This is a genomic window from Steroidobacter gossypii, assembly GCF_016801985.1.
In the GTDB taxonomy this organism is placed as follows: Bacteria; Pseudomonadota; Gammaproteobacteria; order Steroidobacterales; family Steroidobacteraceae; genus Steroidobacter; species Steroidobacter gossypii.
Genome location: NZ_JAEVLS010000007.1, coordinates 14530 through 38478 on the forward strand (window position 1 = coordinate 14530; position 23949 = coordinate 38478).

Here is a 23949-nt window from a genome sequence, read left to right on the forward strand (position 1 = left end):
CGCACCCCGCGGCTCATCTTTCGCAAACCTCAAGAGACCCCATGGCACGCACCACGCCCATAGAACGCTATCGGAACATCGGCATCTCTGCCCACATTGACGCGGGCAAGACGACGACGACCGAGCGCATTCTTTTTTACACGGGCGTCTCTCACAAAATCGGTGAAGTGCACGACGGCGCGGCCGTCATGGACTACATGGAACAGGAGCAGGAGCGCGGCATCACCATCACCGCCGCCGCCACCACCTGTTTCTGGAAGGGGATGGAGAACAACTTCCCCGAGCATCGCATCAACATCATCGACACCCCGGGCCACGTCGACTTCACCATCGAAGTCGAGCGCAGCCTGCGCGTGCTCGACAGCGCCGTCGCCGTGTTCTGCGCGGTGGCCGGCGTGCAGCCGCAGTCCGAAACCGTCTGGCGGCAGATGAACAAATACAAAGTGCCGCGCATCGCGTTCGTCAACAAGATGGACCGCGCCGGCGCCAACTTCCTGCGTTGTGTCGAACAGATCCAGCAGCGCCTGCGCGGCAACCCCGTGCCGATTCAGCTGCCGATCGGCGCCGAAGACAAATTCGTCGGCGTGGTCGATCTGATCCGCATGAAGGAAATCTGGTGGGACGACTCCACCCAGGGCACGCGCTTCGAGCACCGCGAGATTCCTGCGGACATGCAGGAGCAGTGCGAGGAGTGGCGCGCCAAGATGGTCGAGGCGGCGGCCGAGGCCAACGAGACGCTGCTCAACAAATATCTGGAAGAAGGCACGCTCAGCGAAGCCGAGATCAAGCAGGGCCTGCGCGAGCGCTCGATCCGCAACGAGATCGTGGTGTGCATGTGCGGCTCGGCGTTCAAGAACAAGGGCGTGCAGGCCATGCTCGATGCCATCATCGAGTTCATGCCCTCGCCGGTGGAAATGCCGCCGGTGAAAGGGCTGCTGTCCGATGGCAAAGAAGCCACCCGCAAGGCCAGCGACGACGAGAAGTTCTCGGCGCTCGCCTTCAAGATCCTGAACGATCCGTTCGTCGGCAACCTGACGTTCTTCCGCGTGTACTCCGGCGTGCTCAACTCCGGCGACACCGTCAGCAATCCGGGCAAGGGCAAGAAGGAGCGCATCGGCCGCTTGCTTCAGATGCACGCCAACGAGCGCAACGAGATCAAAGAAGTCCGCGCCGGCGACATCGCCGCGGCGGTGGGCCTGAAAGACGTGATCACGGGCGACACGCTGTGCGACCCGGAGCACGCCATTCAGCTGGAAAAGATGGACTTCCCCGAGCCGGTGATTTCGGTGGCGGTGGAGCCCAAGACGCAGGCCGACCAGGAGAAGATGGGCCTGGCGCTGCAGCGCCTGGCGAAGGAAGATCCTTCGTTCCGGCTGTCGAGCGATCCGGAATCCGGTCAGACCATCATCGCCGGCATGGGCGAGCTGCACCTGGAAATCATCGTCGATCGCATGAAGCGCGAGTTCAAGGTGGAAGCGAACGTCGGCAAGCCGATGGTCGCGTACCGCGAAACCATTCGCGCCGCGGTCCAGCAGGAAGGCAAGTTCGTGCGTCAGTCCGGTGGCCGCGGTCAGTACGGTCACGTGTGGATCAAGCTCGAGCCGAACGAACCCGGCAAGGGCTACGAATTCGTCAATGGCATCGTCGGTGGTGCGATTCCCAAGGAATACATCCCGGCGGTGGACAAGGGCATCCGCGAAGCCACCGCCAACGGCGTGCTGGCCGGATACCCGGTGGTGGACGTGAAAGTCACGTTGTTCGACGGCTCGTATCACGACGTCGACTCCAACGAAATGGCCTTCAAGATCGCAGGCTCCATGGCGTTCAAGGACGCGATGTCCAACGCCAAGCCGGTGATCCTCGAGCCCATCATGAAAGTGGAAGTGGTGACGCCGGAAGATTATTACGGCGACATCGTCGGCGACCTGAACCGCCGTCGCGGTCAGATCGTCGGCATGGAAGACTCCATCTCCGGCAAGGTCGTGACCGCCGAAGTGCCGCTGGCCGAGATGTTCCAGTACTCGACCTCCATGCGCTCGATGAGCCAGGGACGCGCCACGTACACGATGGAGTTCGCCAAGTACATGGAAGTGCCGACCAACGTCGCCAACGTCATTACGAAGAAGACCTGACGATTCGGCTCGCGGGTCGCGAGCTAAACAGACAATCGCAGATATTTGTTAGCAACCAAAGTTTAGATAGAGGAACGCCGCCGTGGCCAAAGAGAAGTTCGAACGCACCAAACCGCACGTGAACGTGGGCACCATCGGTCACGTCGACCATGGCAAGACGACGTTGACGGCCGCTCTGACCAAGGTGATGGCGGAGAAGCACGGCGGCGAGTTCAAGGCGTACGACCAGATCGACAAGGCGCCTGAAGAGCGCGCCCGTGGTATCACGATTGCGACGGCGCACGTGGAGTACACCTCCGATGAGCGTCACTACGCGCACGTGGACTGCCCGGGCCATGCCGACTACGTGAAGAACATGATCACGGGCGCGGCGCAGATGGACGGTGCGATTCTGGTGTGCTCGGCCGCTGACGGCCCGATGCCGCAGACGCGCGAGCACATCCTGCTGGCTCGCCAGGTGGGCGTGCCGTACATCGTGGTGTTCCTGAACAAGGCGGACATGGTGGACGATGCGGAGCTGCTCGAGCTGGTGGAGATGGAAGTGCGCGAGCTGCTGAGCAAGTACGACTTCCCTGGCGACACGACCCCGATCGTGAAGGGTTCGGCGCTGAAGGCGCTGGAAGGCGATCAGAGCCCGATCGGCGTGCCGGCGGTGATCCAGCTGGTGGCGGAGATGGACAAGTACATCCCGGTGCCGGAGCGTGCGATCGATGGAGCGTTCCTGATGCCGGTGGAAGACGTGTTCTCGATCTCCGGCCGCGGCACGGTGGTGACCGGTCGTATCGAGCGCGGCATCGTGAAGGTGAACGACGAAGTGGAGATCGTCGGCATCAAGGCGACGCAGAAGACCACCTGCACGGGCGTGGAAATGTTCCGCAAGCTGCTGGATCAGGGCCAGGCTGGTGACAACGTGGGCGTGCTGTTGCGTGGCACGAAGCGCGAGGAAGTGGAGCGCGGCCAGGTGCTGTGCAAGCCCGGTTCGATCAAGCCGCACACGCAGTTCGAAGCCGAGGTGTACGTGCTGACGAAGGAAGAGGGCGGCCGTCACACGCCGTTCTTCAAGGGTTATCGTCCGCAGTTCTACTTCCGCACGACCGACGTGACGGGCGCGGTGGAGCTGCCGGCGGGCGTGGAAATGGTCATGCCGGGCGACAACATCAAGATGGTGGTGGAGCTGATCGCGCCGATCGCGATGGAAGAAGGCCTGCGCTTCGCCATCCGTGAAGGTGGCAAGACGGTCGGCGCCGGCGTGGTCGCCAAGATCCTCAAGTAATCATTGAAACACGCGGCGGCGGGCCATACCCCGCCCGCCGCTGCGAGAAAGCAAATGGCTACGAATCAAAACATCCGCATCCGCCTGAAAGCGTTCGATCACCGCCTGATCGACAATTCGGCGCGTGAAATCGTCGAGACGGCCAAGCGCACCGGCGCCACCGTCAAGGGCCCGGTGCCGCTGCCGACCAAGATGGAGCGCTTCACGGTGCTGGTCTCCCCGCACGGCGACAAGGACGCGCGCGATCAGTACGAGATCCGCACTCACAAGCGCCTGATGGACATCCTGAACCCGACCGACAAGACGGTGGATGCCCTGATGAAGCTGGAATTGCCGGCTGGCGTGGACGTTCAGATCAAGCTCAACTGAGTCGTTGGTCGATAGGCAGTAGTTGGCTGACAGGGATCAGGGGTTGGTACAGAGGCCGGAAGCTTCTCCTTCCGAACCAACCCCGAACTTCTCAGCCGCCAACTCCTGTCATTGCGCTTGCAAAGTCCGATTACCTGACTATAATTCGCGCCTCTTTTGCGCCGAGGTCTGGCCCTGACGGGGTACCGCTCGAGCGGCATGACCAGCCGATGCTGGTCGTTCCTCTCGAATTCCTGTCGCCGATTCTCACTGCATTGAAAAGTTTGCCGCACGCGGCCAATCGAAGTCGCGGGCGTTGGATCAGCGCGGTGTCGTACCGGAACAGCTACGAGCTGGCTCGGACGGCAACGCCGTAATTAACGAGGAATCACGATGAGCGCTGCCAAGACCCCCGGTCTGGTCGGTCGTAAGGCGGGTATGACGCGTGTCTTCACTGACGCGGGCGAGACCGTGCCGGTGACCGTCATCGAAGCCGTGCCGAACCGCGTTACGCAGGTTCGCACCCTGGAAGCCGATGGCTACCGCGCCGTGCAGGTCGCCGTAGGCGATCGCAAGGCTTCTCACACCAACAAGCCCCTGACCGGCCACTACGCCAAGGTCAAGGTCGCTCCCGGCAAGTCGCTGGTCGAGTTCCGCTTGAACGGTGAAGAGCTCAAAGACGTCGCCGCTGGCGCCGAGCTCAAGGTCGACATGTTCGAAGTGGGCCAGGTCGTGGACGTGACCGGCACCACCATCGGTAAGGGCTTCGCCGGCACCATGAAGCGCCACAATTTCGGCGGTCTGCCGGCCACGCACGGTGTGTCCGTGTCGCATCGTTCGCCGGGCTCCATCGGTCAGCGCCAGACCCCGGGCCGCGTGTTCAAGGGCAAGCGCATGTCCGGCCACATGGGCCAGGTCCGCCGCACCATCGAGAACTTGAGCGTCGTGCGAGTCGACGCCGAGCGCAACCTGATCCTGATCCGCGGCGCCGTTCCGGGCGCACCGGGCAGCCAGGTGATCGTGCGTCCCTCGGTGAAGGCTGCCGCGCAGCTGCGCCGTAAGCGCGTTGCCCCGGCGAAGAAGTAAGAGTAGTCGCCCATGAACCTCAAACTCATCAGCAAAGGCGCTCAGCCGCAGGACGTTCAGGTCTCCGACGCGACGTTCGCGCGCGAGTACAACGAATCCCTGGTGCACCAGATCATCGTCGCCTACATGGCCGCGGGTCGCGCGGGCACCAAAGCCCAGAAGACCAAGGCCGAAGTACGCGGCGGCGGCATCAAGCCGTGGCGTCAGAAGGGCACCGGCCAGGCGCGCGCCGGCTCGATCCGCAGCCCGATCTGGGTCGGAGGCGGTCGTGCGTTCGCGGCCAAGCCGCGCGACTTCTCCCAGAAAGTGAACCGCAAGATGTATCGCGCGGCGCTGCAGGCCATGTTGTCGCAGCTCGCCCGCACCGAGCGCCTGCAGGTGGTCAACGGCATCGAGCTGGAAGCCCCCAAGACCAAGCTGCTGTTGCAGAAGCTCAAGGATCTGAACCTGGGCGACAACGTGCTGGTGCTGGTCGAAGCCTTCGACGAGAAGTTGGAGCTGGCTTCGCGCAACCTGCCGTATGTCGACGTGTTGCCGGTGAGCGCGCTCGATCCGCTGAGCCTCGCTCGTCATGACCAAGTGCTCGCGACGGTTGGCGCCGTTCGCCTGCTCGAAGAGAGGCTCGCATGAGTCAGGAAAAGCTGATGAACGTGCTGCTCGGACCCCATGTGTCCGAGAAGAGCGCGCGTATCGCCGAGACGGCGAATCAATTCGTGTTCCGCGTGCGTCGCGATGCGACCAGCACCGACATCAAGGCCGCGGTCGAACTGATGTTCGAAGTCAAAGTGGCGGATGTGAACGTAGTCAACGTCGGCGGCAAGCAGAAGCGCTTCGGCCAGCGGCTCGGCCGCCGGCAGGACTACAAGAAGGCTTATGTGCGCCTGGCCCCGGGCCAGAGCATCGACCTGACCGGAACGGAGGCCTGATAGGCCCTCGAGGTCTACAGGAAATCAGTCATGGCATTGATCAAGTCCAAACCGACATCGCCGGGCCGGCGCTTCCAGGTCAAGATCTCGCGCGACCACCTGCACAAGGGCGGTCCCGAGCAGTCGCTGGTCGTGCACAAGAATTCGACCGGTGCGCGTAACCACTTCGGCCGCCAGACCGTGCGCCATCAGGGCGGCGGTCACAAGCAGAAGTACCGCGTCATCGACTTCCTGCGCAACAAAGACGGCGTCCAGGGCAAAGTCGAGCGCATCGAATACGATCCGAACCGCACCGCGCACCTGGCGCTCGTGCTGTACAAGGATGGCGAGCGTCGCTACATCATCGCGCCGAAGGACGTCGCCGCTGGCGACGTGATCATGTCGGGCGCGGAAGCCCCGATCAAAGCGGGCAATGCGATGCAGCTGCGTCACATCCCGATCGGCACCACCATTCACTGCGTCGAGCTGAAGCCCGGCAAGGGCGCGCAGATCGCTCGCAGCGCCGGCGGCTCGGCCCAGCTGGCCGCTCGCGAAGGCATGTACGCGACCATTCGCCTGCGCTCCACCGAGATGCGCAAGGTGCACGTCGACTGCCGCGCGACCATCGGTGAAGTTTCTAACGGCGAACACAACCTGCGCAGCTACGGCAAGGCCGGCGCGATCCGTTGGCGCGGCATCCGCCCGACGGTGCGCGGTGTGGTCATGAACCCGGTCGATCACCCGCACGGTGGTGGCGAAGGTAAGTCCGGCCAGGGTAATCCGCATCCGGTGAGCCCGTGGGGTTGGAACACCAAGGGCAAGAAGACGCGTCGTAACAAGCGCACGGCGGGCATGATCATCCGCCGCCGTAACTGAGCTTAAGAGGATCGAACTGTGCCTCGTTCCGTAAAGAAAGGTCCGTTCGTCGACCTGCACCTGGCCAAGAAGGTGCGCGTCGCCGCCGAGAAGAACGATCGTCGCCCGATCAAGACCTGGTCGCGTCGTTCGATGATCCTGCCGGATTTTGTCGGCCTGACGATCGCCGTGCATAACGGCCGCCAGCACATTCCCGTGCTCGTGTCCGAGAACATGGTCGGCCACAAGCTGGGTGAGTTCGCGCCGACCCGGACCTTCAAGGGTCACTCGGGCGACAAGAAGACGGAGAAATAGGTCATGCAAGTCGCTGCGAAGCTCAAGTACGCGCGCATCTCTCCGCAGAAGTGCCGCCTGATTGCCGACATGGTGCGCGGCAAGCCCGTGGGTCTGGCGTTGAACACGCTGAAGTTCACGCCGAAGAAGGGCGCGCGCCTGGTGCTCAAGGTGCTGGAGTCCGCTGTTGCCAACGCGGAGAACAACCTGAGCGCGGACGTAGATGAGTTGAAGGTGCAGACCGTCACTGTCGATACCGCCCCGGTGCTGAAGCGTTTCCATGCGCGCGCCAAGGGCCGCGGCAATCGGATTTGGAAGCGCAACAGTCACATCATCGTGACCGTCGGCGACGGCAAGAGCGAGTAAGTACCATGGGTCAAAAAGTCAATCCGGTCGGCATTCGCCTCGGCATCACCCGTGAGTGGACCTCGAAGTGGTATGCCTCGAGCAAGAACTTCCCGGCGCACGTCTACACCGACTTCCAGGTGCGGGAACTGCTGAAGAAGAAGCTGTCCGAAGCGTCGGTCAGCCGCATTCAGATCGAGCGCGCCGCGCGCAAAGTGAACATCACCATTCACACCGCGCGTCCCGGCATCGTGATCGGCAAGAAGGGCGAAGACATCGAGAAGCTGCGCGGTCAGGTCTCGAAGATGATGAAGATGCCGACCGGCGACGTGCGCATCAACATCGCCGAGATCCGTAAGCCCGAGCTCGACGCCATGCTGGTTGCCGAAGGCATTGCCCAGCAGCTGGAGCGTCGCGTGATGTTCCGTCGCGCCATGAAGCGCGCCGTGACCAACACGATGCGTATCGGCGCGCTCGGCATCAAGGTGCGCGTGGCCGGTCGTTTGAACGGCGCCGAAATCGCTCGCACCGAGCAGTATCGCGAAGGCCGCATTCCGCTGCACACGCTGCGCGCCGACATCGACTACGGCCTGGCAGAAGCCCGCACCAACTACGGCGTCATCGGCGTCAAGGTGTGGATCTTCAAGGGCGAAGTGTTCAACACGCAGGAACAGCCGGCCGAAGCGGCTGACGGTCAGGCCGCTGCCCCCGCGGAAGCGACTGCCTGAGGTAATCGACCATGATGCAACCCAAACGCACCAAGTTCCGCAAGGCGTTCAAGGGCCGCAACGCCGGCCTCGCGCAGAGCGGCAACTACGTCGCCTTCGGTGACTACGGCCTCAAGGCCACCAGCCGTGCGCGCATGACCGCGCGTGAGCTGGAAGCCGCACGTCGCGCCATGACCCGTTACGTGAAGCGTGGCGGTCAGGTGTGGATCCGTGTGTTCCCGGACCTGCCGATCACCAAGAAGCCGCTCGAAGTCCGCATGGGCTCCGGCAAAGGTAACGTCGAGTACTACGTCGCCAAGATCAAGCCCGGCAAGGTGCTGTTCGAGATGGAGGGCGTGTCCGAGTCGATCGCGCGCGAAGCGTTCCGCCTGGCTGCTTCCAAGCTGTCGGTCGATACGCAGTTCGTTACGCGTCAGGTCCGCTAATTCGAGTAACGAGACATGAGCACCGCTAAAGAATTGCGCGCCAAGTCGCCCGCCGATCTGCAGAAAGAGCTGCTGGATCTGCGCCGTGAACAGTTCAACCTCCGCATGGCCCGCGCCACCGGCCAGGCCGCCAAGCCGCACGAGTTCACTCGCGTGCGTCGTGAAATCGCGCGTCTGAAGACCGTGGCCGCCGAACAGCGCCGCGCGGCCGCGAACCAGAGTAAGTAACCATGAGCACCGAGAAGACTGACAAGAAGGCTGCGCGTCAGCTGACCGGCAAGGTCGTCAGCAACAAGATGCAGAAGACCATCACGGTCGCCGTCGAGCGCTACGTGCCGCACCCTGTGTACGGCAAGTATCAGCGTCGCACGACTCAGTTCCTCGCTCATGACGAGAACAACGAAAGCCGTGAAGGCGACACCGTGGCCATCGAAGAGTGCCGGCCGCTGTCGCGTCACAAGTCCTGGCGCCTGGTGAAGATCGTTCAGCGCGCCGTGCGAGTCGAGCCGGTGGAGGCCGCGTCATGATCCAGATGCGCACGCTTTTGAATGCCGCTGACAACAGCGGCGCCCGCAGCCTGATGTGCATCAAGGTGCTCGGTGGCTCCAAGCGTCGTTACGCGACGGTTGGCGACGTCATCAAGGTCAGCATCCGTGACGCCATCCCGCGCGGCAAGGTGAAGAAGGGCGAGGTCTATGACGCCGTGGTGGTGCGCACCAAGTTCGGTGTGCGTCGCGCCGACGGCTCGCTGATCCGTTTCGACGGCAACGCCGCGGTGTTGCTGACCAACAAGCTGGAGCCGGTGGGCACCCGTATTTTCGGACCCGTGACTCGTGAGCTGCGCACCGCGCAGTTCATGAAGATCATCTCGCTGGCCCCGGAAGTTCTTTAAGAGTTGGGTCATGAACAAGATTCGTAAGGGTGACGAAGTCGTCGTGATCACCGGCCGGGACAAGGGCCGGCGTGGCACGGTGACCAAGGTTCTCGAGGGCCGCGTGCTCGTCGAGGGCATCAACATGGTCAAGCGCCACACCAAGCCGAACCCGCAGCGGGGCGCTCAGGGCGGCATCATCGAGAAAGAAGCCTCGATCGATGTGTCCAACGTGGCGCTGTGGAATCCGGTCACGAAGAAGGCCGACCGCGTGGGCATCCGCACGCTTGCCGACGGCAAGAAAGTGCGCTTCTTCAAGTCCAACAAGGAAACCGTCGACGTCCGCTGAAGCGGCGTCGGAGCGGGTCCACACAGGTAACGAAGATGGCAAAGGCAAGACTCGAACAGTATTACCGCGACACGATCGTGGGCCAGCTCAAAGAGAGCTTGGGGCTGGCGAACATCATGGAAGTGCCGAAGATCACCAAGATCACGGTCAACATGGGTGTCGGCGAAGCGGTCGCGGACAAGAAGATCATGGACAACGCCGTCGGCGATCTGACCAAGATCACCGGGCAGAAGCCGCTGGTCACGCGCGCTCGCAAGTCGGTCGCGACCTTCAAGGTGCGCGACGGTCTCGCGATCGGCGCCAAGGTGACGCTGCGCGGCGCGCGCATGTATGAGTTCCTCGATCGTCTGGTGAGCATCGCGATGCCTCGTATCCGCGACTTCCGCGGTGTCAGCGCGCGCTCCTTCGACGGCCAGGGCAACTACAACTTCGGCGTCAAGGAACAGATCATCTTCCCGGAAATCGCATACGACCAGATCGATGCGATCCGCGGCATGGACATCACGATCACCACGACCGCCAAGGACGACAAGTCCGGCCGCGCGTTGCTGGAAGCGTTCAATTTTCCGTTCCGCAAGTAACGGCGGGAGCTAGGTTATGGCCAAGACATCGATGGTCAATCGCGAAGACAAGCGTGCGAAGCTGGTCAAGCGCTACGCGGGAAAGCGCGCGAAGCTGAAAGAGATCATTCGCAAGCCCACGTCCACGCCGGCGGAACGCGAAGCTGCTGTGGCTCAGTTGCAGGCTCTGCCGCGCGACTCGAGCAAGAGCCGCCTGCGTAATCGCTGCGCAATCACCGGTCGGCCGCGCGGTTTCTACCGCAAGTTCGGTCTCGGCCGCACCAAGCTGCGCGAAGCGACCATGCGCGGCGAGATTCCGGGCCTCGGCAAGGCCAGCTGGTAACAGCTGGTACCTCTGGAGCACGCATAAATGAGCATGACGGATCCGATCGCCGACTTCCTGACCCGTATTCGTAACGGGCAGTCTTCTGGCAAAACCGAAATCAACGCGCCCACTTCCAAGGTGAAGGTGGCGATTGCCAAGGTGCTGAAGGACGAAGGCTATATCGAAGACTTTTCCGCGGGCGACGTGGAAGGCAAGCCGACCCTGGCGGTGCAGTTGAAGTACTACCAGGGCCGACCGGTCATCGACCGCCTGGAGCGCATCAGCCGTCCCGGCCTGCGCGTCTACAAGGGCAAGGACGAGCTGCCTTCCGTACTGGGCGGGCTCGGCATCGCCATCGTTTCCACGTCCAAGGGCGTGATGACGGATCGCCAGGCGCGCGCTGCGGGCCACGGCGGCGAAGTCATCTGCATCGTTTCCTAATAGGGACACACAGCAATGTCTCGAGTAGCTAAACAGCCGGTCCCCCTGCCGCAGGGCGTGACCGCCACCATCAGCGCCGATGTCATCAGCATCAAGGGCGCCAAGGGCACGCTGAGCCTGGCGCTCAACGCCAAGCTGGTGAAAGTGGTGCAGGACGCCGCCGCCCTCAAGGTGGAGAAGGCCAACGACGGTCGCGAGGCCGACATGGTCGCGGGCACCACGCGCTCGCACCTGGCGAACATCGTGCAGGGCGTGAGCAAGGGCTACGAGCGCAAGCTCGAACTGGTCGGCGTCGGTTACCGCGCCGCCGCGCAGGGCAAGAACCTGAACCTGACGCTGGGCTTCTCGCACCCGGTGGTCTACACGGCGCCCGAGGGCATCACCATCGAAACGCCGAGCCAGACCGAAATCCTGGTGAAGGGCTTCGACGTGCAGAAGATCGGCCAGGTGTGCGCCGACATCCGCGCGTTCCGTCCGCCGGAGCCGTACAAGGGCAAGGGCGTGCGCTATGCCGGCGAGAAGATCGAACTGAAGGAAGCCAAGAAGAAGTAAACATCGGCGCTGCTGGATCCCGCGCCCGTCGTGTGGACACCAGAGTGCATCGGTTACTTTTTTAGAGATATTTATTCATGAACAAAAATGCTCAACGACTGCGCCGTGCGATTCGTGCGCGCGCCAAGATCCGCGAACTGAAGGTTCTGCGGTTGTCGGTGCATCGCACGTCACAGCACATCTACGCGCAGATCTTCGACACCGAGTCGAAGGTGCTGGCGCAGGCTTCGACCCTGCAGAAGGACGTGCGCGAAGGCTTGACAGGCACTGGCAATGCGACCGCCGCTGCCGCCGTCGGCAAGGCGATCGCCGAGCGCGCCAAGGCGAAGGGCATCACCAAGGTGGCCTTCGATCGTTCCGGCTTCAAGTTCCACGGTCGTATCAAGGCGCTGGCGGATGCGGCGCGTGAAAACGGTCTGGAATTCTAAGAGAGACACAGCATGGCCAGAGTTGAAAAGAACCAGGCGGGCGACGAGTACATCGAGAAGCTCGTTGCGGTGAACCGCGTCGCCAAAGTCGTCAAGGGCGGCCGCCAGTTCGGCTTCACCGCGCTGACGGTGGTCGGCGACGGCCGCGGCAAGGTCGGCTTCGGTTACGGCAAGGCGCGTGAAGTGCCGGTCGCGATTCAGAAGGCGATGCAGGCCGCTCGCAAGAACCTCTCGACCGTGTCGCTGAAGAACGCGACGCTGCACTACGCGGTGTCCGGCCGTCACGGCGCGACTCGCGTGCACATGCAGCCGGCCGCCGACGGTACGGGCTTGATCGCGGGCGGCGGCATGCGCGCCGTGTTCGAGTGCGCCGGCGTGCGTAACGTGCTCGCCAAGAGCTACGGCTCGCGCAACCCGATCAACATCGTGCGCGCCACGATGAATGCGTTGAACAGCGCGCAGTCGCCCGATGACATCGCGGCGAAGCGCGGCAAGCGCGTCGAAGAGATCCTGGGCCAGTAAGCCCGGCGATCAATCACGCGAACTAAATTAGGAAGTCGTCATGGCAACCAACAAGGGCTACAAGGTCACGCTCGTGAAGAGCTACTTCGGCCAGCTCAAGGCTCATCGCGCCACCGTGCGTGGCCTGGGTCTGCGCCGCATTCGTGACACCGTGACCGTGGCGGACACGCCGGAGATTCGCGGCATGCTGCGCGCATCCGGCCACCTGCTGAAAGTTGAAGAGCTGAAGGGCTAACGATCATGCGCCTCAATGAAATGTCGCCCGCTCCGGGCAGCAAGAAGCCCCGCCTCCGCGTGGGCCGTGGCGCCTCCGCCGGTCAGGGCAAGACCTGCGGCCGTGGCGTGAAGGGTCAGCGCGCGCGTAAGGGCGGCTACCACAAGGTCGGCTTCGAAGGCGGTCAGATGCCTTTGCAGCGCCGCCTGCCGAAGTTCGGCTTCCGCTCCAAGATCGCTCCGACGGTTGCCGAAGTGCGCCTGTCGGAGCTTGCAAAGGTGAAAGCCGACGTCATTGATCTGGATGCGCTGAAGGCGGCCAACGTGGTTCCGGCCACGTCGCAGCGCGCGCGCATCGTGTCTTCGGGCGGCATCGACCGCGCCGTGACCATCAAGGGCGTGCACCTGACCAAGGGCGCCAAGGCGGCGGTCGAAGCTGCCGGCGGCAAGATCGAAGCGGTCGAGGCTGCGGCCAAGTAAGCGGCCGCCGACCCTTCCAGGCATGAACCCAGTACGACAAGGACTCCGTGGCCACTAAACCCGCCACCGCTGCGTCTCTGTCCGCCTTCGGCGAGATGACCCGCTTCGCAGAGCTGCGACAGCGGTTGTTCTTCTTGCTGGGTGCGTTGATCGTGTATCGCATCGGCACGTTCATTCCGGCTCCGGGCATCGACCCGGTGGCGCTCGCGCGCTTCTTCGAGCAGCAGCAGGGCACCATCCTGGACATCTTCAACATGTTCTCGGGTGGCGCGCTCGAGCGGTTGTCGATCTTCGCGCTGGGTGTCATGCCGTACATCTCGGCCTCCATCATCATCCAGATGATGGCGGTGGTGGTGCCGTCGCTGGCGGCGATCAAGAAGGAAGGCGAGTCGGGCCGTCGCAAGCTGACGCAGTACACGCGCTACGGCACGGTGCTGCTGGCGGCAGTGCAGGGCGCTTCCGCGGCGATCGCGTTCCAGAACCAGGGCGTGGTGTTGCAGCCGGGCCCGCAGTTCGTGTTCGTGGCGACCATGACGTTGATCGCCGGCACCATGTTCCTGATGTGGCTGGGTGAGCAGATCACCGAGCGCGGTCTGGGCAACGGTATCTCGATGATCATTCTGGCCGGCATCGTCGCGGGTCTGCCCGCGGCCATCGGCGGCACGCTCGAGTTGGCCCGCACCGGTGAGCTCAACCCGGCGCTGGCGCTGATCCTGTTCGTGATGGTGATCGCGGTGACGGCGTTCGTGGTGTACGTGGAGCGCGGCCAGCGCCGCATCCAGGTGAACTACGCGAAGCGTCAGCAGGGCCGTCGGCTGTACGCGGGCCAGAGCACGCACCTGCCGTTCAAGCTGAACATGTCGGGTGTGATTCCGCCGATCTTCGCCTCGAGCCTGCTGTTGTTCCCGGCGACCATCGCCAGCTGGGGCGGTCAGTCGGGCAGCTTCAGCTGGCTGCAGAACGTGTCCGCGGCGCTGACCCCGGGTCAGCCGGCTCACATGATCCTGTACGGCGGTCTGATCATTTTCTTCTGCTTCTTCTACACCGCGCTGGTGTTCAACTCGCGCGAAACGGCGGAGAACCTGAAGAAGTCGGGCGCCTTCATTCCGGGTATCCGTCCGGGTCAGCAGACCGGCGAGTACATCGACAAGGTGCTGACGCGGCTGACGGTGTGGGGCGCGCTGTACGTGACCATCGTCTGCTTGCTGCCGGAGTTCCTGATCTCGCGCTTCAGCGTGCCGTTCTACTTCGGTGGCACCTCGCTGCTGATCATGGTGGTGGTGATCATGGACTTCCAGGCGCAGGTTGCGGCACATCTGATGTCGCACCAGTACGAAGGCCTGATGAAGAAGGCCAACCTGCGCGGCTACAACCGCCCAGGCTCGACGACATAAATTGATTGTGCGGGCGCCTGGGGCGATCCGCGGGAGTGAGTCATGAAGGTCCGTGCATCCGTCAAGAAGATCTGCAAGAACTGCAAGGTCGTGCGCCGCCGCCGCGTGGTGTACGTAATCTGCTCCGACGCGCGTCATAAGCAGCGTCAGGGTTGATAGACGGCGCAGTGCCAGTCTTCAAAGCATTGAGTTACAGGCGTTTTTAGTTTAAAGTTCCGCGCTTTTCGTCGCGGGGAGTAGTCCGCAGATGGCTCGCATCGCCGGCATCAACATTCCGATGAACAAGCATGTGTGGGTTGGCCTCACGCATATCTATGGCATCGGCCGTACCCAGGCATTCAAAGCCTGCGAAACCGCAGGCGTCAAGTCGAACACGCTGGTGAAGAACCTCACCGACGCGGAAGTGGCCGCGCTGCGTTCGGCCATTGGCAAGCTCACGGTCGAAGGAGACCTGCGCCGTGAAGTGTCCATGAACATCAAGCGCCTGATGGATCTCGGTTGCTACCGGGGCATCCGTCATCGTCGCGGCTTGCCGTTGCGCGGTCAGCGTACGCGCACCAACGCCCGCACCCGCAAGGGTCCGCGCAAGGCGGCAGTGAAGATGAACGTCGCGGCCGGCAAGTAACGGCTGAACCAGAGGAATTATGGCTGAGCAGAAACAGGGCGCCAAAGGCGGCCGCAAGAAGGTCAAGAAGCATGTGACCGACGCGATCGCCCACGTGCACGCGTCGTTCAACAACACCATCGTCACGATCACCGATCGTCAGGGCAACACCCTGTCGTGGGCGACGTCCGGTGGCTGTGGTTTCCGTGGCTCGCGTAAGAGCACGCCGTTCGCGGCGCAGGTCGCCGCCGAGAAGGCCGGCACCGCCGCGCAGGAACACGGCGTGAAGATGGTGGAAGTGCGTGTCAAGGGCCCCGGCCCGGGCCGCGAATCCGCCGTCCGTGCGCTCAACGCCTGCGGTCTGAAGATCACCAACATTTCCGACGTCACGCCGATCCCGCACAACGGCTGCCGTCCGCCCAAAAAGCGTCGCGTCTAACGCCTCGCTAAGGAAGTCGCATGGCTCGTTATCTTGGTCCGAAGTGCAAGCTGTCCCGCCGCGAAGGCACCGACTTGTTCTTGAAGAGCGGCGTCAAGTCGCTGGAATCGAAGTGCAAGCTGGAAGTGCCGCCGGGCGGCATCAAGGGTGAGCGTCGTGGTCGTCTGTCGGACTACGGTCTGCAGCTGCGCGAGAAGCAGAAGCTGCGCCGCATGTACGGCGTCCTTGAAAGACAGTTCCGCAATTACTATGTCAAGGCTACTGGCCGGCCGGGCGCCACGGGTTCGACCCTGTTGCAGCTGCTGGAAGGCCGACTCGACAACGTGGTGTATCGCATGGGTTTCGCCGCCACGCGCAGCGAAGCTCGTCAGCTGGTCAGCCACAAGTCGATCACGGTGAACGGCGAAGTGGTCAACATCCCTTCGTACCAGGTCAGCGCGGGCGACGTGATCGCCGTGCGCGAGAAGGCGCAGAAGCAGCTGCGCATTCAGACGGCGTTGCAGATCAAGTCCCAGGTCGGTTTCCCGGCGTGGGTTGAGGTCGATGAAAAGAAATTTACCGGCACGTTCAAGCAGCTGCCCGACCGCGAAGAGATTCTGCCCGAGATCAACGAAAACCTCGTGGTCGAGTTGTATTCGAAGTAATGACGTGTCTGGGGACGGATTTGAAATCCGTTCCCGACGCCTTGATCTATAGGGGACCGCTTTCTTTGCAGTCCCCAACACTTACCTAAACAGGTGAATGGTCCATGCAGGCATCCGTTGGCGAATTCCTGAAGCCTCGTGTCGTCAAAGTGACTCCCACGACCGCCAAGCAGGCGAAAGTCGTGATCGAGCCGTTTGAGCGCGGCTTCGGACACACGCTGGGCAACGCCCTGCGCCGCGTGCTGTTGTCTTCCATGCCGGGCTGCGCGATCACCGAAGCGGAGATCGACGGTGTGCTGCATGAGTACACCAGCATCGAAGGCGTACAGGAAGACGTTGTCGACATTTTGTTGAATCTGAAGCAGGTCGCCATCCGCTTGAACGCGCGTGAAGAGACCGAGCTGCGCCTCCACAAGAAGGGCCCCGGCCCGGTGACCGCCGGCGACATCCAGCTCGATCACGACGTGGAAGTGCTGAACACCGACCTGGTGATCGCCAACCTGACCAAGGCCGGCGAGCTCAACATGACCCTCAAGGTGGAGCGCGGCCGCGGCTATCGTCCGGCCATCCAGCGCGCCACGTTCGAAGAGTCCAGCGGCCCGATCGGCCGTCTGCAGCTCGATGCATCGTTCAGCCCGATCCGTCGCGTCACCTACACGGTCGAGAGCGCGCGCGTCGAACAGCGCACCAACCTCGACAAGCTGATCCTGGACATCGAAACCAACGGCACCATCGACGCGGAAGAAGCGATTCGCCGTGCCGGCTCGATCCTCAAGGATCAGCTGTCGGTGTTCGTCGATCTGCAGGGCCAGGACGAGGGCGCCGCCAAGGCCGCCGAACAGCAGTTCGATCCGATCCTGCTGCGTCCGGTGGACGAGCTCGAGCTCACGGTGCGCAGCGCGAACTGCTTGAAGGCCGAGAACATCCACTACATCGGCGACCTGGTGCAGCGGACCGAAGTGGAGCTGCTGCGCACGCCGAACCTCGGCAAGAAGTCGCTCACCGAGATCAAGGAAGTGCTCGAGAGCCATGGTCTGTCGCTGGGCATGCGCCTCGACAATTGGCCGCCGGTGAGCCTGAAGCGCGACGACGAGCGCGACGTTATCTAAGTTATTTCAGGCCTGCCGCGGCGGGCCTGAATGTTGTTAAGGACTGAAGAACAATGCGTCATCAACTTTCTGGCCGGCAGCTCAGCCGCAATGCTCCGCATCGCCAGGCGATGCTGCGAAACATGGCAGCCTCGCTGCTGCGTCATGAGACCATCCGCACCACCGTGCCGAAGGCGAAGGAGTTGCGCCGGGTCGTCGAGCCGTTGATCACCCTCGGCAAGGACGACAGCGACGCCAATCGTCGTCGTGCGTTCTCCCTGCTGCGCGATGCCGAAGTCGTCGTCAAGCTGTTCGAGACGCTCGGACCTCGCTTCCAGGCGCGTCCGGGTGGTTACACCCGCATCCTGCGCATGAACCCGCGTCCGGGCGACGCCGCGCCGATGGCGTTGATGCAGTTGCTCGATCAGCCTGCTGCGGCCTCCGAGGACGCCGCTCCTGCCGCCGAGGGCGAAGAGGCCGCCCCGAAGAAGGCTGCCAAGAAAAAGGCCGGCCCGAAGCGCGTGAGCAAGAAGGCCGTGAAGACCGAAGCGGAAAAGGCCGAGAAGAAGGCCAAGGCCGAAAGCAAGGCTGCCGCCAAGGCCAAGAAGGCCGAAGCCGCCGCGACCAAGAAGGCCGCTGCCAAGAAGTCTTCTGCGCCGAAGAAGAAGGCCGGCGCGAAGAAGAAGGCTGCCGCCAAGAAGTGATTTGCGCGCGCTCCGCGGAGCGCGCCGTCGATACGGAAAGGCCCTCTCGTTCGAGAGGGCCTTTTTCATTCGGGCGGGGCCAGACCTTCGGTGTACAGCACTTTGCCTTCCGGCGTCACCAGCACCGCATCGACATCTTCCAATCTGTTGTAGATCTCGATCGCCTTCTCGGGCCCGAGCACGAAGGCCGTTTTCGACAGGCCATCGGTGCGCGTGGCGGTCGGTCCAATGATGGTCGCGCTCCTCACTTTGCTGGCGGAGTGTCCCGTCTTGGGATTGATGATGTGGTGATAACGCACACCGTTCTCGTCGAAGTAGCGCTCGTAATCTCCCGAGGTCGATAGCGCTGCATCTTCCAAAGGAATGCGCGCGATCACTTCGTCTTTCCGATCGGGATGCCGGATGCCCACGACCCATGGCTTACCAAAACGATCGCCGATGATGCGGCTGTCGCCACCGGCCGTGACCAGGGCGTGATCGATGCCTCGCGCCTGAAGCACGGCGATGCCGCGATCCACGGCGTGACCTTTGCCGATGCCCCCCAAATCAATGCGCACGCCCGGCCGTGCGAAATGCACGGTGCCGTTCTTGCGATCCAGCTCGACGTGCCGATAGTTGATTCCCGGCAGCGCGGCGGCGATCTGTTTCTCATCGGGCCGCACGTGTTTGCGGAAGTCGTACATGTAACCGACGCTCGCGTAGGTGACATCGAACGCGCCGTCGGTGATGCGTGAGTATTCGAGCGAAGTGCTGAGCAGATCGAACAGCTCCTGCGAGATCTTGATCGGCTCCTGCGCGGCGCGCGCGTTCACGATGGAAAGCTCGCTGGTCGGCTTGTAGGTGCTCATCGCCTGATCGACACGACGCATCTCGGCGAGGACAGCCTCGATGGCGGCGCTGCCTTGCGCCCGGTCGGTGGCCCACAGCTCCACCACGATGCGGGTGCCCATGATCCCGTCTTCGACGCGCTCCATCCATTCAGCGCGCGCGGTTCCCGTTTGCAGCAGCGGGAGCAGGGCGAGTGACAACATCAATAGCGGTTTCATCCGCGCATGTTAGCGCAAAAGAAAGGGCGGCCCGGTTGCCCGGGCCGCCCGATTTGCGTGCTCCTGCGAGAGCCGTCGTTGCTTTAGAACTTGAAGCGAGCGGTCAAACCGTAAGTGCGGGGCGCACCCAGAAACGCGTTATAGGTGGCCGTCTGCGCCGGAGCGTCGAACACCACCTGCACGTACTCCTCGTCGGTGACGTTCAGGGACCAGGCTTCGATCATCCATTTCTCGTCGGCGGCGCCAAAGCCGAGACGCGCGTTGACGATGGTATAGGCGTCCTGGATCTTGGCCGGATCCAGGTTGGAGCCGGTGTTGTACTCGGACAGATACTTCGCTCCGACATTCGCACGCAGCAGCAGGTTGGCGCCGATCGGCTGATCGTAGGTCGCGGACACGCTGCCCGACCACTTGGGCGCGAACGACAACCGATCGTTTTCGCGATTGGCCGCGAATACGCCTGATTCTCCCAAGGTCGTGCCGAAGTCCTCGATCTCCGTTTCGGCGTAGGTCACTCCGCCTTGCAGGCTGAGCTGGTCGAGCGGCGTGTACCACACCAGGTCGACATCGATACCCTGTGACACCACTTGCGGCAGCGAGCGCACCACGAACTGGATGCCGGTGAAGGTGTTCAGCTGGAAGTCCTGATAATCCTGATAGAACACTGCGGTGTTCAACAACAGAGAGTTGTCGGCCAGGTTGGTTTTGATACCCAGCTCGTACGAGTCGACCAGTTCTTCGGCAAAGCTCGTATCCGTGATCACGGATGGCTGCACCGGAGTCAGACGAGTGCGGTCGAGGTTATAACCGCTCGCCTTGTAGCCTCGCGCGTACGACACATACGTCATGACCTGCTCATTGACGCGGAAGGCCAGTTTGGCCGTGCCGCTCAGGTCGTCCTCGTCGATCGACGTCTGGCGCGTGGTGACGCCGGTGTAGGCATGGTCGTTCGCGGTCGAGCAGGCGGTGCCGACGAACGTCGCCAGACCGTTGACCGCGGCCGGCGCCGTCGGGAAGACCGTAAGCTGAGCGGCGATGGAGTTCGGATTGGTCGGCGGCGCGGCGAGGTTTTGCCGGATGCGCGCGCAGCCGAGACCACCGCCCAGGTTGTTGTAGGCCGAATCGAGGTCCTTCTCTTCTTTGGTGTAACGCAAGCCGAGCGTCAACTCCAACTGCTCGGTGAATGCGATGCTGTTGTTGGCGAACAGCGCGTAACTCTTGCCTTCCTGTGCGAAGGTATCCAGCTGGCCCTGGCCGGCCGGATACACCGATCCTTGCGGCACGCCGAGCTGAGCCGCAAGCCAGCCAACGCGAGCCGCCTGCGTGGTGAGTACCGACGGCGCAAAGCGGCTGCTGACGTAGGCTTCGTAGTCGGACCCATAGAGCAGCTGCACGCGCGAGTCGAGATCTTCCGCGGCGAAGAAGCCGCCGATGATCCAGTTCATCTTGCCGGTCTGGCCGGCCAGCCGCAGCTCCTGACTGAGCTGATCGAACTCGGTGAAGTTCGGCCCGCCCGGCTCGCGATAGAAAATGTCGGCGCTTGAATAATCGACGTCCTGGCCATTGACGATTTCCCAGTTTCGCCACGCAGTGATCGAGGTCAGCTCCAGCTCGCCGATATCGAATACCAGCTCGGCGGAGACGCCCTGATCGGTGATCTGCTGGGTGGTGGGACGATTGGAGAAAATGTCGTATTCGAACGGATCGGCGGGAATGCCCACGCCGGTGTCGCTGTCCGACAAGGCGTCGACGCGCAGCGCCGTCGGGCCGGTGTTCATCTGCACGGCTCCGCAACAGTTCTCGTCGCGCTCCGTGTAGTCGGCGATGATGCGCGCCTCGAAGTTGTTGGTGGGTCTGAAGAGCAGCTGACCACGAGCGGTATAGAAGCTGCGATCCCAGTCGTCGTCCTCGGTGCGCGGGCCCTCGCCTCTGCTGACATCGTAATAACCATCGCGCTCGCGCGCCGAAACGAACAAGCGGCCGGCAAGCGTGTCGCCCGCCAGCGGGCCGGTGATCGACGCTGCGCCTTCCAGCGCGCTGAAGTTGCCGGTGGTCAGCTCGACGTTGGAACCAAAGTCGAATTGCGGCCGCTTGGAGATGACGTTGATGACGCCGGCCGAGGTGTTCTTGCCGAACAGCGTGCCCTGTGGGCCTTTCAACACTTCGATGCGCTCGAGCTCGCCCAGATCGCCGAACGCGACGCCATTGCGAGGCCGGTAGACGCCGTCGATCACCACGCCGACCGAAGATTCGAGGCCCGGATTGTCACCCACCGTGCCGATGCCACGGATGCGCGCGGTCGTGCTCGCTTCGCTGGATGTTGAAGTGACAGTCAGGCCCGGCGCCAGAATGGCGAGATCCTTGATGTCTCTGACGCCGGTGTCCTGCAACAGCTGCTCGGACACCGCGGTCACCACGATCGGCACGTCCTGCAAGCTCTGTTCACGCTTCTGCGCAGTCACGATGATGGTATCGATGGTGCGCGAGTCCTGGGGCTCCGTGGCTTGCTGCCCGAACGCGGGCACGGTCATCAGAGCCAATGCACCCACCACTGCTCGGCGCAGCAGCACACTTCGATCGTTCATGGATCCCCCTTGTTTAGATCCAGATGCTTAGAGCCAATTTAGAGAACTTGTCATGGCGGGGCTGTGAGGCCCGCAGCTGATAGCCCAGCACCCGAAGCGTACTGAGTTCAGCGCGCCAGCGGAAGAGATTTCGCATAAAAGCAACGGCCGCCAAGGGCCCGAAATGATTCAAACATGGGCGTTGCGGGCGGGATATTCGGAGAATGCGGCGTGCGGTCCGGGCTAGTCCCGAGGCGCGGGAGGAACTTGTTGCGACCTGCAGCACTGAGCTGTTGTTCGTCGACAACGAGTCGGGGATGATGCGCGGCTCGGGTGTGAGAAGCAAAGTCTGGTAGCGAGCATGGCGACCGAACAATTTGATGTCGTGATCATTGGCAGCGGCCCGGCCGGCGAGGGAGCCGCAATGACGGCCGCCAAGAATCATCGCAGTGTGGCCATCGTCGAGCGCTACGCCGAGGTCGGCGGTGGGTGCACGCACTGGGGCACCATCCCCAGCAAGGCCCTGCGCCACGCGGTTCAGATCCTGCACGACCTGCGGCGCAATCCCTTGCTCCGGGAGTTTCGCGAGGCCTCGCGTTTGAGCTATCCGCAGTTGCTGGCGTCGGCCACCAAAGTGGTCGAGGCGCAGGTGGCCAGCCGCCGACGGTTCTATGAACGCAATCGGGTGCCGGTCTTCTTCGGCGAAGCGAGCTTTGTGGATGCAAACACGCTGGAGGTGCAACCGTCGACCGGCAAGCCCACCCGTCTGACGGCCAAGCACATCGTGATCGCCGCCGGCTCGCGTCCCTACCATCCACCGGAAGTGGACTTCGGGCACGAGCGAGTTCGAGACAGCGATTCCATTCTGCGCTACGGACAGCATCCATTCTCCGTGACCATCTATGGGGCGGGAGTGATTGGTTGTGAGTACGCCTCGATCTTCGTGAACTTAGGCGCGAAGGTGACCTTGGTCAATACTCAGGACCGGTTGTTGTCGTTTCTCGACGATGAGATCACCGAGGCTTTGTCATATCACCTGCGCGAGCAGGGCTGCGTGATCCGGCACAACGAGCAATTCAAGGAACTGCAAGCGCGCGAGCGCGACGTGGTGGTGCATCTCGCGTCCGGCCGCAAGATCAAGTCGGACCTGCTGCTGTGGGCCAACGGCCGCACCGGCAATTCAGACAAGCTGCAGCTGGAGCGCGTCGCTCTCAAAGCCAACAGTCGCGGCCAGATCGAGGTGAACCAGCATTACCAGACGGCGGTGCCGAACATCTATGCGGTCGGCGATATCGTCGGGCCGCCGGCGCTGGCAAGCGCGGCGTATGTGCAAGGCTCGCACGCTGTACTACACATGCTCGATCCGAACATCCCGCCTCACAGCACCGCGACCATTCCGAGCGGCATCTACACGATCCCGGAGATTTCCTCGATCGGACGTAGCGAGCGCGAACTGCAGGAGGCCAAAGTGCCCTACGAAGTGGGTCACTGCGCGTTCAAAAATCTGGCGCGCGCGCAGATGACGGACGAACGCGTCGGCATGCTGAAGATCATTTTCCATGCCGAGACCATGGAGGTGCTGGGCGTGCATTGTTTCGGCGATCGCGCCTCGGAGATCGTGCACATTGGCCAGACGGTGATGGCGAGCTCGAACAACGATATCCGTTATTTCACCCAGACCACGTTCAACTATCCGACCATGGCCGAGGCGTATCGCGTGGCTGCATACAACGGCATCAACCGCCTGACGTGACTCCCGCAACAGGTCGTGCCGACGTATTGATTGTCACCTGAGTTGGCGTATCGTCGCGTTGCGCTAACAACTCCAATCGAGGTCGAGAATGAGCATCGTCAAGGAATTCCGGGAATTTGCCGTCAAGGGCAACGTGGTCGACATGGCGGTGGGCATCATCATCGGCGCCGCCTTCGGCAAGATCGTGAGCTCCCTGGTCAGCGACGTGGTGACGCCGCCGCTGGGCTATCTGATCGGCGGCGTGGATTTCACCCAGCTCGCCGTCAACTTGCCGGCCCTCCAGGACGGCGCGGAGCCGGTGACCATTCGCTATGGTGTGTTCCTGCAGGCGACGTTCGACTTTCTGATCGTCGCGTTTGCCATTTTCCTGTTGGTGAAGCTGATCAATCGCCTGCGTCGAGCCGAGGAGGCCAAGCCGACTGCTCCCCCGGCGCCGCCCCGTCAGGAAGTGCTGCTGGAAGAGATCCGGGATCTGTTGAAACAGCAGCGTTGAGATGGCTCGGTGGCGGGGGGGGGGGGGGGGGGGGGGCCCCCCCCCCCCCCCCCCCCCCCACGAACGGGGAGGCGAACCCCCCCCCCCG

At 62.8% G+C, this 23949-nt stretch carries 33 protein-coding genes and 1 pseudogene; 32 read left to right on the forward strand and 2 right to left on the reverse strand.

The window, feature by feature from the left end; all coding sequences use genetic code 11:
- Nucleotides 1-41: 41 nt before the first annotated feature.
- The 30 genes and pseudogenes from fusA to rplQ all read left to right on the forward strand — a co-directional run.
- Entirely contained in the window at nt 42-2132 is a 2091-nt protein-coding gene (gene fusA, locus JM946_RS26060) for an elongation factor G (RefSeq protein WP_203170350.1), read from the forward strand.
- 82 nt (nt 2133-2214) lie between these two features.
- The gene (tuf, locus tag JM946_RS26065) at nt 2215-3405 is read left to right on the forward strand and encodes an elongation factor Tu (protein WP_203170351.1); all 1191 of its coding nucleotides are present in this window, start codon (nt 2215-2217) and stop codon (nt 3403-3405) included.
- A 54-nt stretch (nt 3406-3459) separates the two neighbouring features.
- Nucleotides 3460-3774, forward strand: coding sequence for a 30S ribosomal protein S10 (rpsJ, locus tag JM946_RS26070; RefSeq protein WP_203170352.1), 315 nt, complete (start codon nt 3460-3462; stop codon nt 3772-3774).
- A 372-nt stretch (nt 3775-4146) separates the two neighbouring features.
- On the forward strand, nt 4147-4839 hold the full coding sequence (rplC, locus tag JM946_RS26075; protein ID WP_203170353.1) for a 50S ribosomal protein L3: 693 nt from the start codon (nt 4147-4149) through the stop codon (nt 4837-4839).
- A gap of 12 nt (nt 4840-4851) precedes the next feature.
- Nucleotides 4852-5469, forward strand: coding sequence for a 50S ribosomal protein L4 (gene rplD / locus JM946_RS26080; protein WP_203170354.1), 618 nt, complete (start codon nt 4852-4854; stop codon nt 5467-5469).
- Entirely contained in the window at nt 5466-5765 is a 300-nt protein-coding gene (gene rplW, locus JM946_RS26085) for a 50S ribosomal protein L23 (RefSeq protein WP_203170355.1), read from the forward strand. Before rplD ends, rplW begins: the two co-directional genes overlap by 4 nt.
- 30 nt (nt 5766-5795) lie before the next feature.
- Nucleotides 5796-6620 carry a 50S ribosomal protein L2 gene (gene rplB, locus JM946_RS26090; RefSeq protein WP_203170356.1) on the forward strand — a complete coding sequence of 275 codons (825 nt, stop codon included), beginning with the start codon at nt 5796-5798 and terminating at the stop codon, nt 6618-6620.
- 18 nt (nt 6621-6638) lie between these two features.
- On the forward strand, nt 6639-6914 hold the full coding sequence (gene rpsS, locus JM946_RS26095; protein ID WP_203170357.1) for a 30S ribosomal protein S19: 276 nt from the start codon (nt 6639-6641) through the stop codon (nt 6912-6914).
- Between the two features lie 3 nt (nt 6915-6917).
- Nucleotides 6918-7259: a 50S ribosomal protein L22 gene (rplV, locus tag JM946_RS26100; protein ID WP_116808892.1), complete on the forward strand. Its 342-nt coding sequence runs from the start codon at nt 6918-6920 to the stop codon at nt 7257-7259.
- Nucleotides 7260-7264: 5 nt separating this feature from the next.
- The gene (gene rpsC, locus JM946_RS26105; protein ID WP_203170358.1) at nt 7265-7966 is read left to right on the forward strand and encodes a 30S ribosomal protein S3; all 702 of its coding nucleotides are present in this window, start codon (nt 7265-7267) and stop codon (nt 7964-7966) included.
- 11 nt (nt 7967-7977) lie between these two features.
- On the forward strand, nt 7978-8391 hold the full coding sequence (gene rplP, locus JM946_RS26110) for a 50S ribosomal protein L16 (RefSeq protein WP_203170359.1): 414 nt from the start codon (nt 7978-7980) through the stop codon (nt 8389-8391).
- Nucleotides 8392-8406: 15 nt separating this feature from the next.
- Complete coding sequence (gene rpmC, locus JM946_RS26115; protein WP_203170360.1) at nt 8407-8619, forward strand: 50S ribosomal protein L29; 213 nt, start codon at nt 8407-8409, stop codon at nt 8617-8619.
- Nucleotides 8620-8621: 2 nt separating this feature from the next.
- Nucleotides 8622-8918, forward strand: coding sequence for a 30S ribosomal protein S17 (gene rpsQ / locus JM946_RS26120; protein ID WP_203170361.1), 297 nt, complete (start codon nt 8622-8624; stop codon nt 8916-8918).
- Nucleotides 8915-9283, forward strand: coding sequence for a 50S ribosomal protein L14 (rplN, locus tag JM946_RS26125; protein WP_129775232.1), 369 nt, complete (start codon nt 8915-8917; stop codon nt 9281-9283). The genes rpsQ and rplN overlap by 4 nt, the downstream gene beginning before the upstream one ends.
- 10 nt (nt 9284-9293) lie before the next feature.
- Nucleotides 9294-9611: a 50S ribosomal protein L24 gene (rplX, locus tag JM946_RS26130; protein WP_203170362.1), complete on the forward strand. Its 318-nt coding sequence runs from the start codon at nt 9294-9296 to the stop codon at nt 9609-9611.
- A 35-nt stretch (nt 9612-9646) separates the two neighbouring features.
- Entirely contained in the window at nt 9647-10192 is a 546-nt protein-coding gene (gene rplE, locus JM946_RS26135; RefSeq protein ID WP_203170363.1) for a 50S ribosomal protein L5, read from the forward strand.
- 16 nt (nt 10193-10208) lie between these two features.
- Complete coding sequence (gene rpsN / locus JM946_RS26140) at nt 10209-10514, forward strand: 30S ribosomal protein S14 (protein WP_203170364.1); 306 nt, start codon at nt 10209-10211, stop codon at nt 10512-10514.
- Nucleotides 10515-10541: 27 nt separating this feature from the next.
- Entirely contained in the window at nt 10542-10937 is a 396-nt protein-coding gene (gene rpsH / locus JM946_RS26145; protein ID WP_203170365.1) for a 30S ribosomal protein S8, read from the forward strand.
- A 15-nt stretch (nt 10938-10952) separates the two neighbouring features.
- A complete protein-coding gene (gene rplF / locus JM946_RS26150) occupies nt 10953-11489 on the forward strand; it encodes a 50S ribosomal protein L6 (RefSeq protein WP_203170366.1) in 537 nt (178 codons plus the stop codon).
- Between the two features lie 77 nt (nt 11490-11566).
- Nucleotides 11567-11917: a 50S ribosomal protein L18 gene (rplR, locus tag JM946_RS26155; RefSeq protein ID WP_203170367.1), complete on the forward strand. Its 351-nt coding sequence runs from the start codon at nt 11567-11569 to the stop codon at nt 11915-11917.
- A 12-nt stretch (nt 11918-11929) separates the two neighbouring features.
- Nucleotides 11930-12439, forward strand: coding sequence for a 30S ribosomal protein S5 (gene rpsE / locus JM946_RS26160; RefSeq protein ID WP_203170368.1), 510 nt, complete (start codon nt 11930-11932; stop codon nt 12437-12439).
- Between the two features lie 40 nt (nt 12440-12479).
- Complete coding sequence (rpmD, locus tag JM946_RS26165) at nt 12480-12674, forward strand: 50S ribosomal protein L30 (protein WP_203170369.1); 195 nt, start codon at nt 12480-12482, stop codon at nt 12672-12674.
- 5 nt (nt 12675-12679) lie between these two features.
- On the forward strand, nt 12680-13132 hold the full coding sequence (gene rplO / locus JM946_RS26170; RefSeq protein WP_203170370.1) for a 50S ribosomal protein L15: 453 nt from the start codon (nt 12680-12682) through the stop codon (nt 13130-13132).
- A gap of 95 nt (nt 13133-13227) precedes the next feature.
- On the forward strand, nt 13228-14526 hold the full coding sequence (gene secY / locus JM946_RS26175; protein ID WP_203170380.1) for a preprotein translocase subunit SecY: 1299 nt from the start codon (nt 13228-13230) through the stop codon (nt 14524-14526).
- A 42-nt stretch (nt 14527-14568) separates the two neighbouring features.
- Complete coding sequence (gene rpmJ, locus JM946_RS26180) at nt 14569-14682, forward strand: 50S ribosomal protein L36 (protein WP_116808875.1); 114 nt, start codon at nt 14569-14571, stop codon at nt 14680-14682.
- 91 nt (nt 14683-14773) lie between these two features.
- Nucleotides 14774-15151: a 30S ribosomal protein S13 gene (rpsM, locus tag JM946_RS26185; RefSeq protein WP_203170371.1), complete on the forward strand. Its 378-nt coding sequence runs from the start codon at nt 14774-14776 to the stop codon at nt 15149-15151.
- A 19-nt stretch (nt 15152-15170) separates the two neighbouring features.
- On the forward strand, nt 15171-15569 hold the full coding sequence (gene rpsK / locus JM946_RS26190; RefSeq protein ID WP_203170372.1) for a 30S ribosomal protein S11: 399 nt from the start codon (nt 15171-15173) through the stop codon (nt 15567-15569).
- A gap of 20 nt (nt 15570-15589) precedes the next feature.
- A complete protein-coding gene (gene rpsD, locus JM946_RS26195) occupies nt 15590-16213 on the forward strand; it encodes a 30S ribosomal protein S4 (protein WP_203170373.1) in 624 nt (207 codons plus the stop codon).
- A gap of 104 nt (nt 16214-16317) precedes the next feature.
- On the forward strand, nt 16318-17322 hold the full coding sequence (locus JM946_RS26200; RefSeq protein ID WP_203170374.1) for a DNA-directed RNA polymerase subunit alpha: 1005 nt from the start codon (nt 16318-16320) through the stop codon (nt 17320-17322).
- 53 nt (nt 17323-17375) lie between these two features.
- Nucleotides 17376-17756, forward strand: a pseudogene (gene rplQ, locus JM946_RS30695) (50S ribosomal protein L17); the annotation flags it as partial.
- Between the two features lie 314 nt (nt 17757-18070).
- Here rplQ and JM946_RS26210 read toward each other — a convergent pair.
- Entirely contained in the window at nt 18071-19036 is a 966-nt protein-coding gene (locus JM946_RS26210; protein WP_218043117.1) for an FAD:protein FMN transferase, read from the reverse strand.
- Between the two features lie 98 nt (nt 19037-19134).
- Nucleotides 19135-21636 (reverse strand): TonB-dependent receptor, encoded by a 2502-nt coding sequence (locus JM946_RS26215; protein ID WP_203170377.1) that lies wholly within the window; start codon nt 21634-21636, stop codon nt 19135-19137.
- A gap of 340 nt (nt 21637-21976) precedes the next feature.
- Here JM946_RS26215 and sthA point away from each other — a divergent pair, with 340 nt between their 5' ends.
- Both sthA and mscL read left to right on the forward strand, forming a co-directional pair.
- The gene (gene sthA / locus JM946_RS26220) at nt 21977-23368 is read left to right on the forward strand and encodes a Si-specific NAD(P)(+) transhydrogenase (RefSeq protein ID WP_203170378.1); all 1392 of its coding nucleotides are present in this window, start codon (nt 21977-21979) and stop codon (nt 23366-23368) included.
- An 88-nt stretch (nt 23369-23456) separates the two neighbouring features.
- The gene (gene mscL / locus JM946_RS26225) at nt 23457-23861 is read left to right on the forward strand and encodes a large-conductance mechanosensitive channel protein MscL (RefSeq protein ID WP_203170379.1); all 405 of its coding nucleotides are present in this window, start codon (nt 23457-23459) and stop codon (nt 23859-23861) included.
- Nucleotides 23862-23949: the final 88 nt, after the last annotated feature.

Excerpts from the sequence above, each read along its gene's own strand:
- rpsE (WP_203170368.1), top strand. The coding sequence starts at position 11,930 with ATGGCCAGAGTTGAAAAGAACCAGGCGGGCGACGAGTACATCGAGAAG.
- rplB (WP_203170356.1), top strand. The coding sequence starts at position 5,796 with ATGGCATTGATCAAGTCCAAACCGACATCGCCGGGCCGGCGCTTCCAG.
- JM946_RS26210 (WP_218043117.1), bottom strand. The coding sequence starts at position 19,036 with ATGTTGTCACTCGCCCTGCTCCCGCTGCTGCAAACGGGAACCGCGCGC.
- secY (WP_203170380.1), top strand. The coding sequence starts at position 13,228 with ATGACCCGCTTCGCAGAGCTGCGACAGCGGTTGTTCTTCTTGCTGGGT.
- rpmJ (WP_116808875.1), top strand. The coding sequence starts at position 14,569 with ATGAAGGTCCGTGCATCCGTCAAGAAGATCTGCAAGAACTGCAAGGTC.
- rplF (WP_203170366.1), top strand. The coding sequence starts at position 10,953 with ATGTCTCGAGTAGCTAAACAGCCGGTCCCCCTGCCGCAGGGCGTGACC.
- rplW (WP_203170355.1), top strand. The coding sequence starts at position 5,466 with ATGAGTCAGGAAAAGCTGATGAACGTGCTGCTCGGACCCCATGTGTCC.
- rplV (WP_116808892.1), top strand. The coding sequence starts at position 6,918 with ATGCAAGTCGCTGCGAAGCTCAAGTACGCGCGCATCTCTCCGCAGAAG.
- rplX (WP_203170362.1), top strand. The coding sequence starts at position 9,294 with ATGAACAAGATTCGTAAGGGTGACGAAGTCGTCGTGATCACCGGCCGG.
- sthA (WP_203170378.1), top strand. The coding sequence starts at position 21,977 with ATGGCGACCGAACAATTTGATGTCGTGATCATTGGCAGCGGCCCGGCC.
- fusA (WP_203170350.1), top strand. The coding sequence starts at position 42 with ATGGCACGCACCACGCCCATAGAACGCTATCGGAACATCGGCATCTCT.
- JM946_RS26215 (WP_203170377.1), bottom strand. The coding sequence starts at position 21,636 with ATGAACGATCGAAGTGTGCTGCTGCGCCGAGCAGTGGTGGGTGCATTG.
- mscL (WP_203170379.1), top strand. The coding sequence starts at position 23,457 with ATGAGCATCGTCAAGGAATTCCGGGAATTTGCCGTCAAGGGCAACGTG.
- rpsN (WP_203170364.1), top strand. The coding sequence starts at position 10,209 with ATGGCCAAGACATCGATGGTCAATCGCGAAGACAAGCGTGCGAAGCTG.
- rplE (WP_203170363.1), top strand. The coding sequence starts at position 9,647 with ATGGCAAAGGCAAGACTCGAACAGTATTACCGCGACACGATCGTGGGC.
- rpmC (WP_203170360.1), top strand. The coding sequence starts at position 8,407 with ATGAGCACCGCTAAAGAATTGCGCGCCAAGTCGCCCGCCGATCTGCAG.
- rplP (WP_203170359.1), top strand. The coding sequence starts at position 7,978 with ATGATGCAACCCAAACGCACCAAGTTCCGCAAGGCGTTCAAGGGCCGC.
- rplR (WP_203170367.1), top strand. The coding sequence starts at position 11,567 with ATGAACAAAAATGCTCAACGACTGCGCCGTGCGATTCGTGCGCGCGCC.
- rplN (WP_129775232.1), top strand. The coding sequence starts at position 8,915 with ATGATCCAGATGCGCACGCTTTTGAATGCCGCTGACAACAGCGGCGCC.
- rpsJ (WP_203170352.1), top strand. The coding sequence starts at position 3,460 with ATGGCTACGAATCAAAACATCCGCATCCGCCTGAAAGCGTTCGATCAC.
- rpsM (WP_203170371.1), top strand. The coding sequence starts at position 14,774 with ATGGCTCGCATCGCCGGCATCAACATTCCGATGAACAAGCATGTGTGG.
- rpsQ (WP_203170361.1), top strand. The coding sequence starts at position 8,622 with ATGAGCACCGAGAAGACTGACAAGAAGGCTGCGCGTCAGCTGACCGGC.
- rpmD (WP_203170369.1), top strand. The coding sequence starts at position 12,480 with ATGGCAACCAACAAGGGCTACAAGGTCACGCTCGTGAAGAGCTACTTC.
- rpsH (WP_203170365.1), top strand. The coding sequence starts at position 10,542 with ATGAGCATGACGGATCCGATCGCCGACTTCCTGACCCGTATTCGTAAC.
- rpsD (WP_203170373.1), top strand. The coding sequence starts at position 15,590 with ATGGCTCGTTATCTTGGTCCGAAGTGCAAGCTGTCCCGCCGCGAAGGC.
- rplO (WP_203170370.1), top strand. The coding sequence starts at position 12,680 with ATGCGCCTCAATGAAATGTCGCCCGCTCCGGGCAGCAAGAAGCCCCGC.
- rplC (WP_203170353.1), top strand. The coding sequence starts at position 4,147 with ATGAGCGCTGCCAAGACCCCCGGTCTGGTCGGTCGTAAGGCGGGTATG.
- rpsK (WP_203170372.1), top strand. The coding sequence starts at position 15,171 with ATGGCTGAGCAGAAACAGGGCGCCAAAGGCGGCCGCAAGAAGGTCAAG.
- JM946_RS26200 (WP_203170374.1), top strand. The coding sequence starts at position 16,318 with ATGCAGGCATCCGTTGGCGAATTCCTGAAGCCTCGTGTCGTCAAAGTG.
- rpsC (WP_203170358.1), top strand. The coding sequence starts at position 7,265 with ATGGGTCAAAAAGTCAATCCGGTCGGCATTCGCCTCGGCATCACCCGT.
- rplD (WP_203170354.1), top strand. The coding sequence starts at position 4,852 with ATGAACCTCAAACTCATCAGCAAAGGCGCTCAGCCGCAGGACGTTCAG.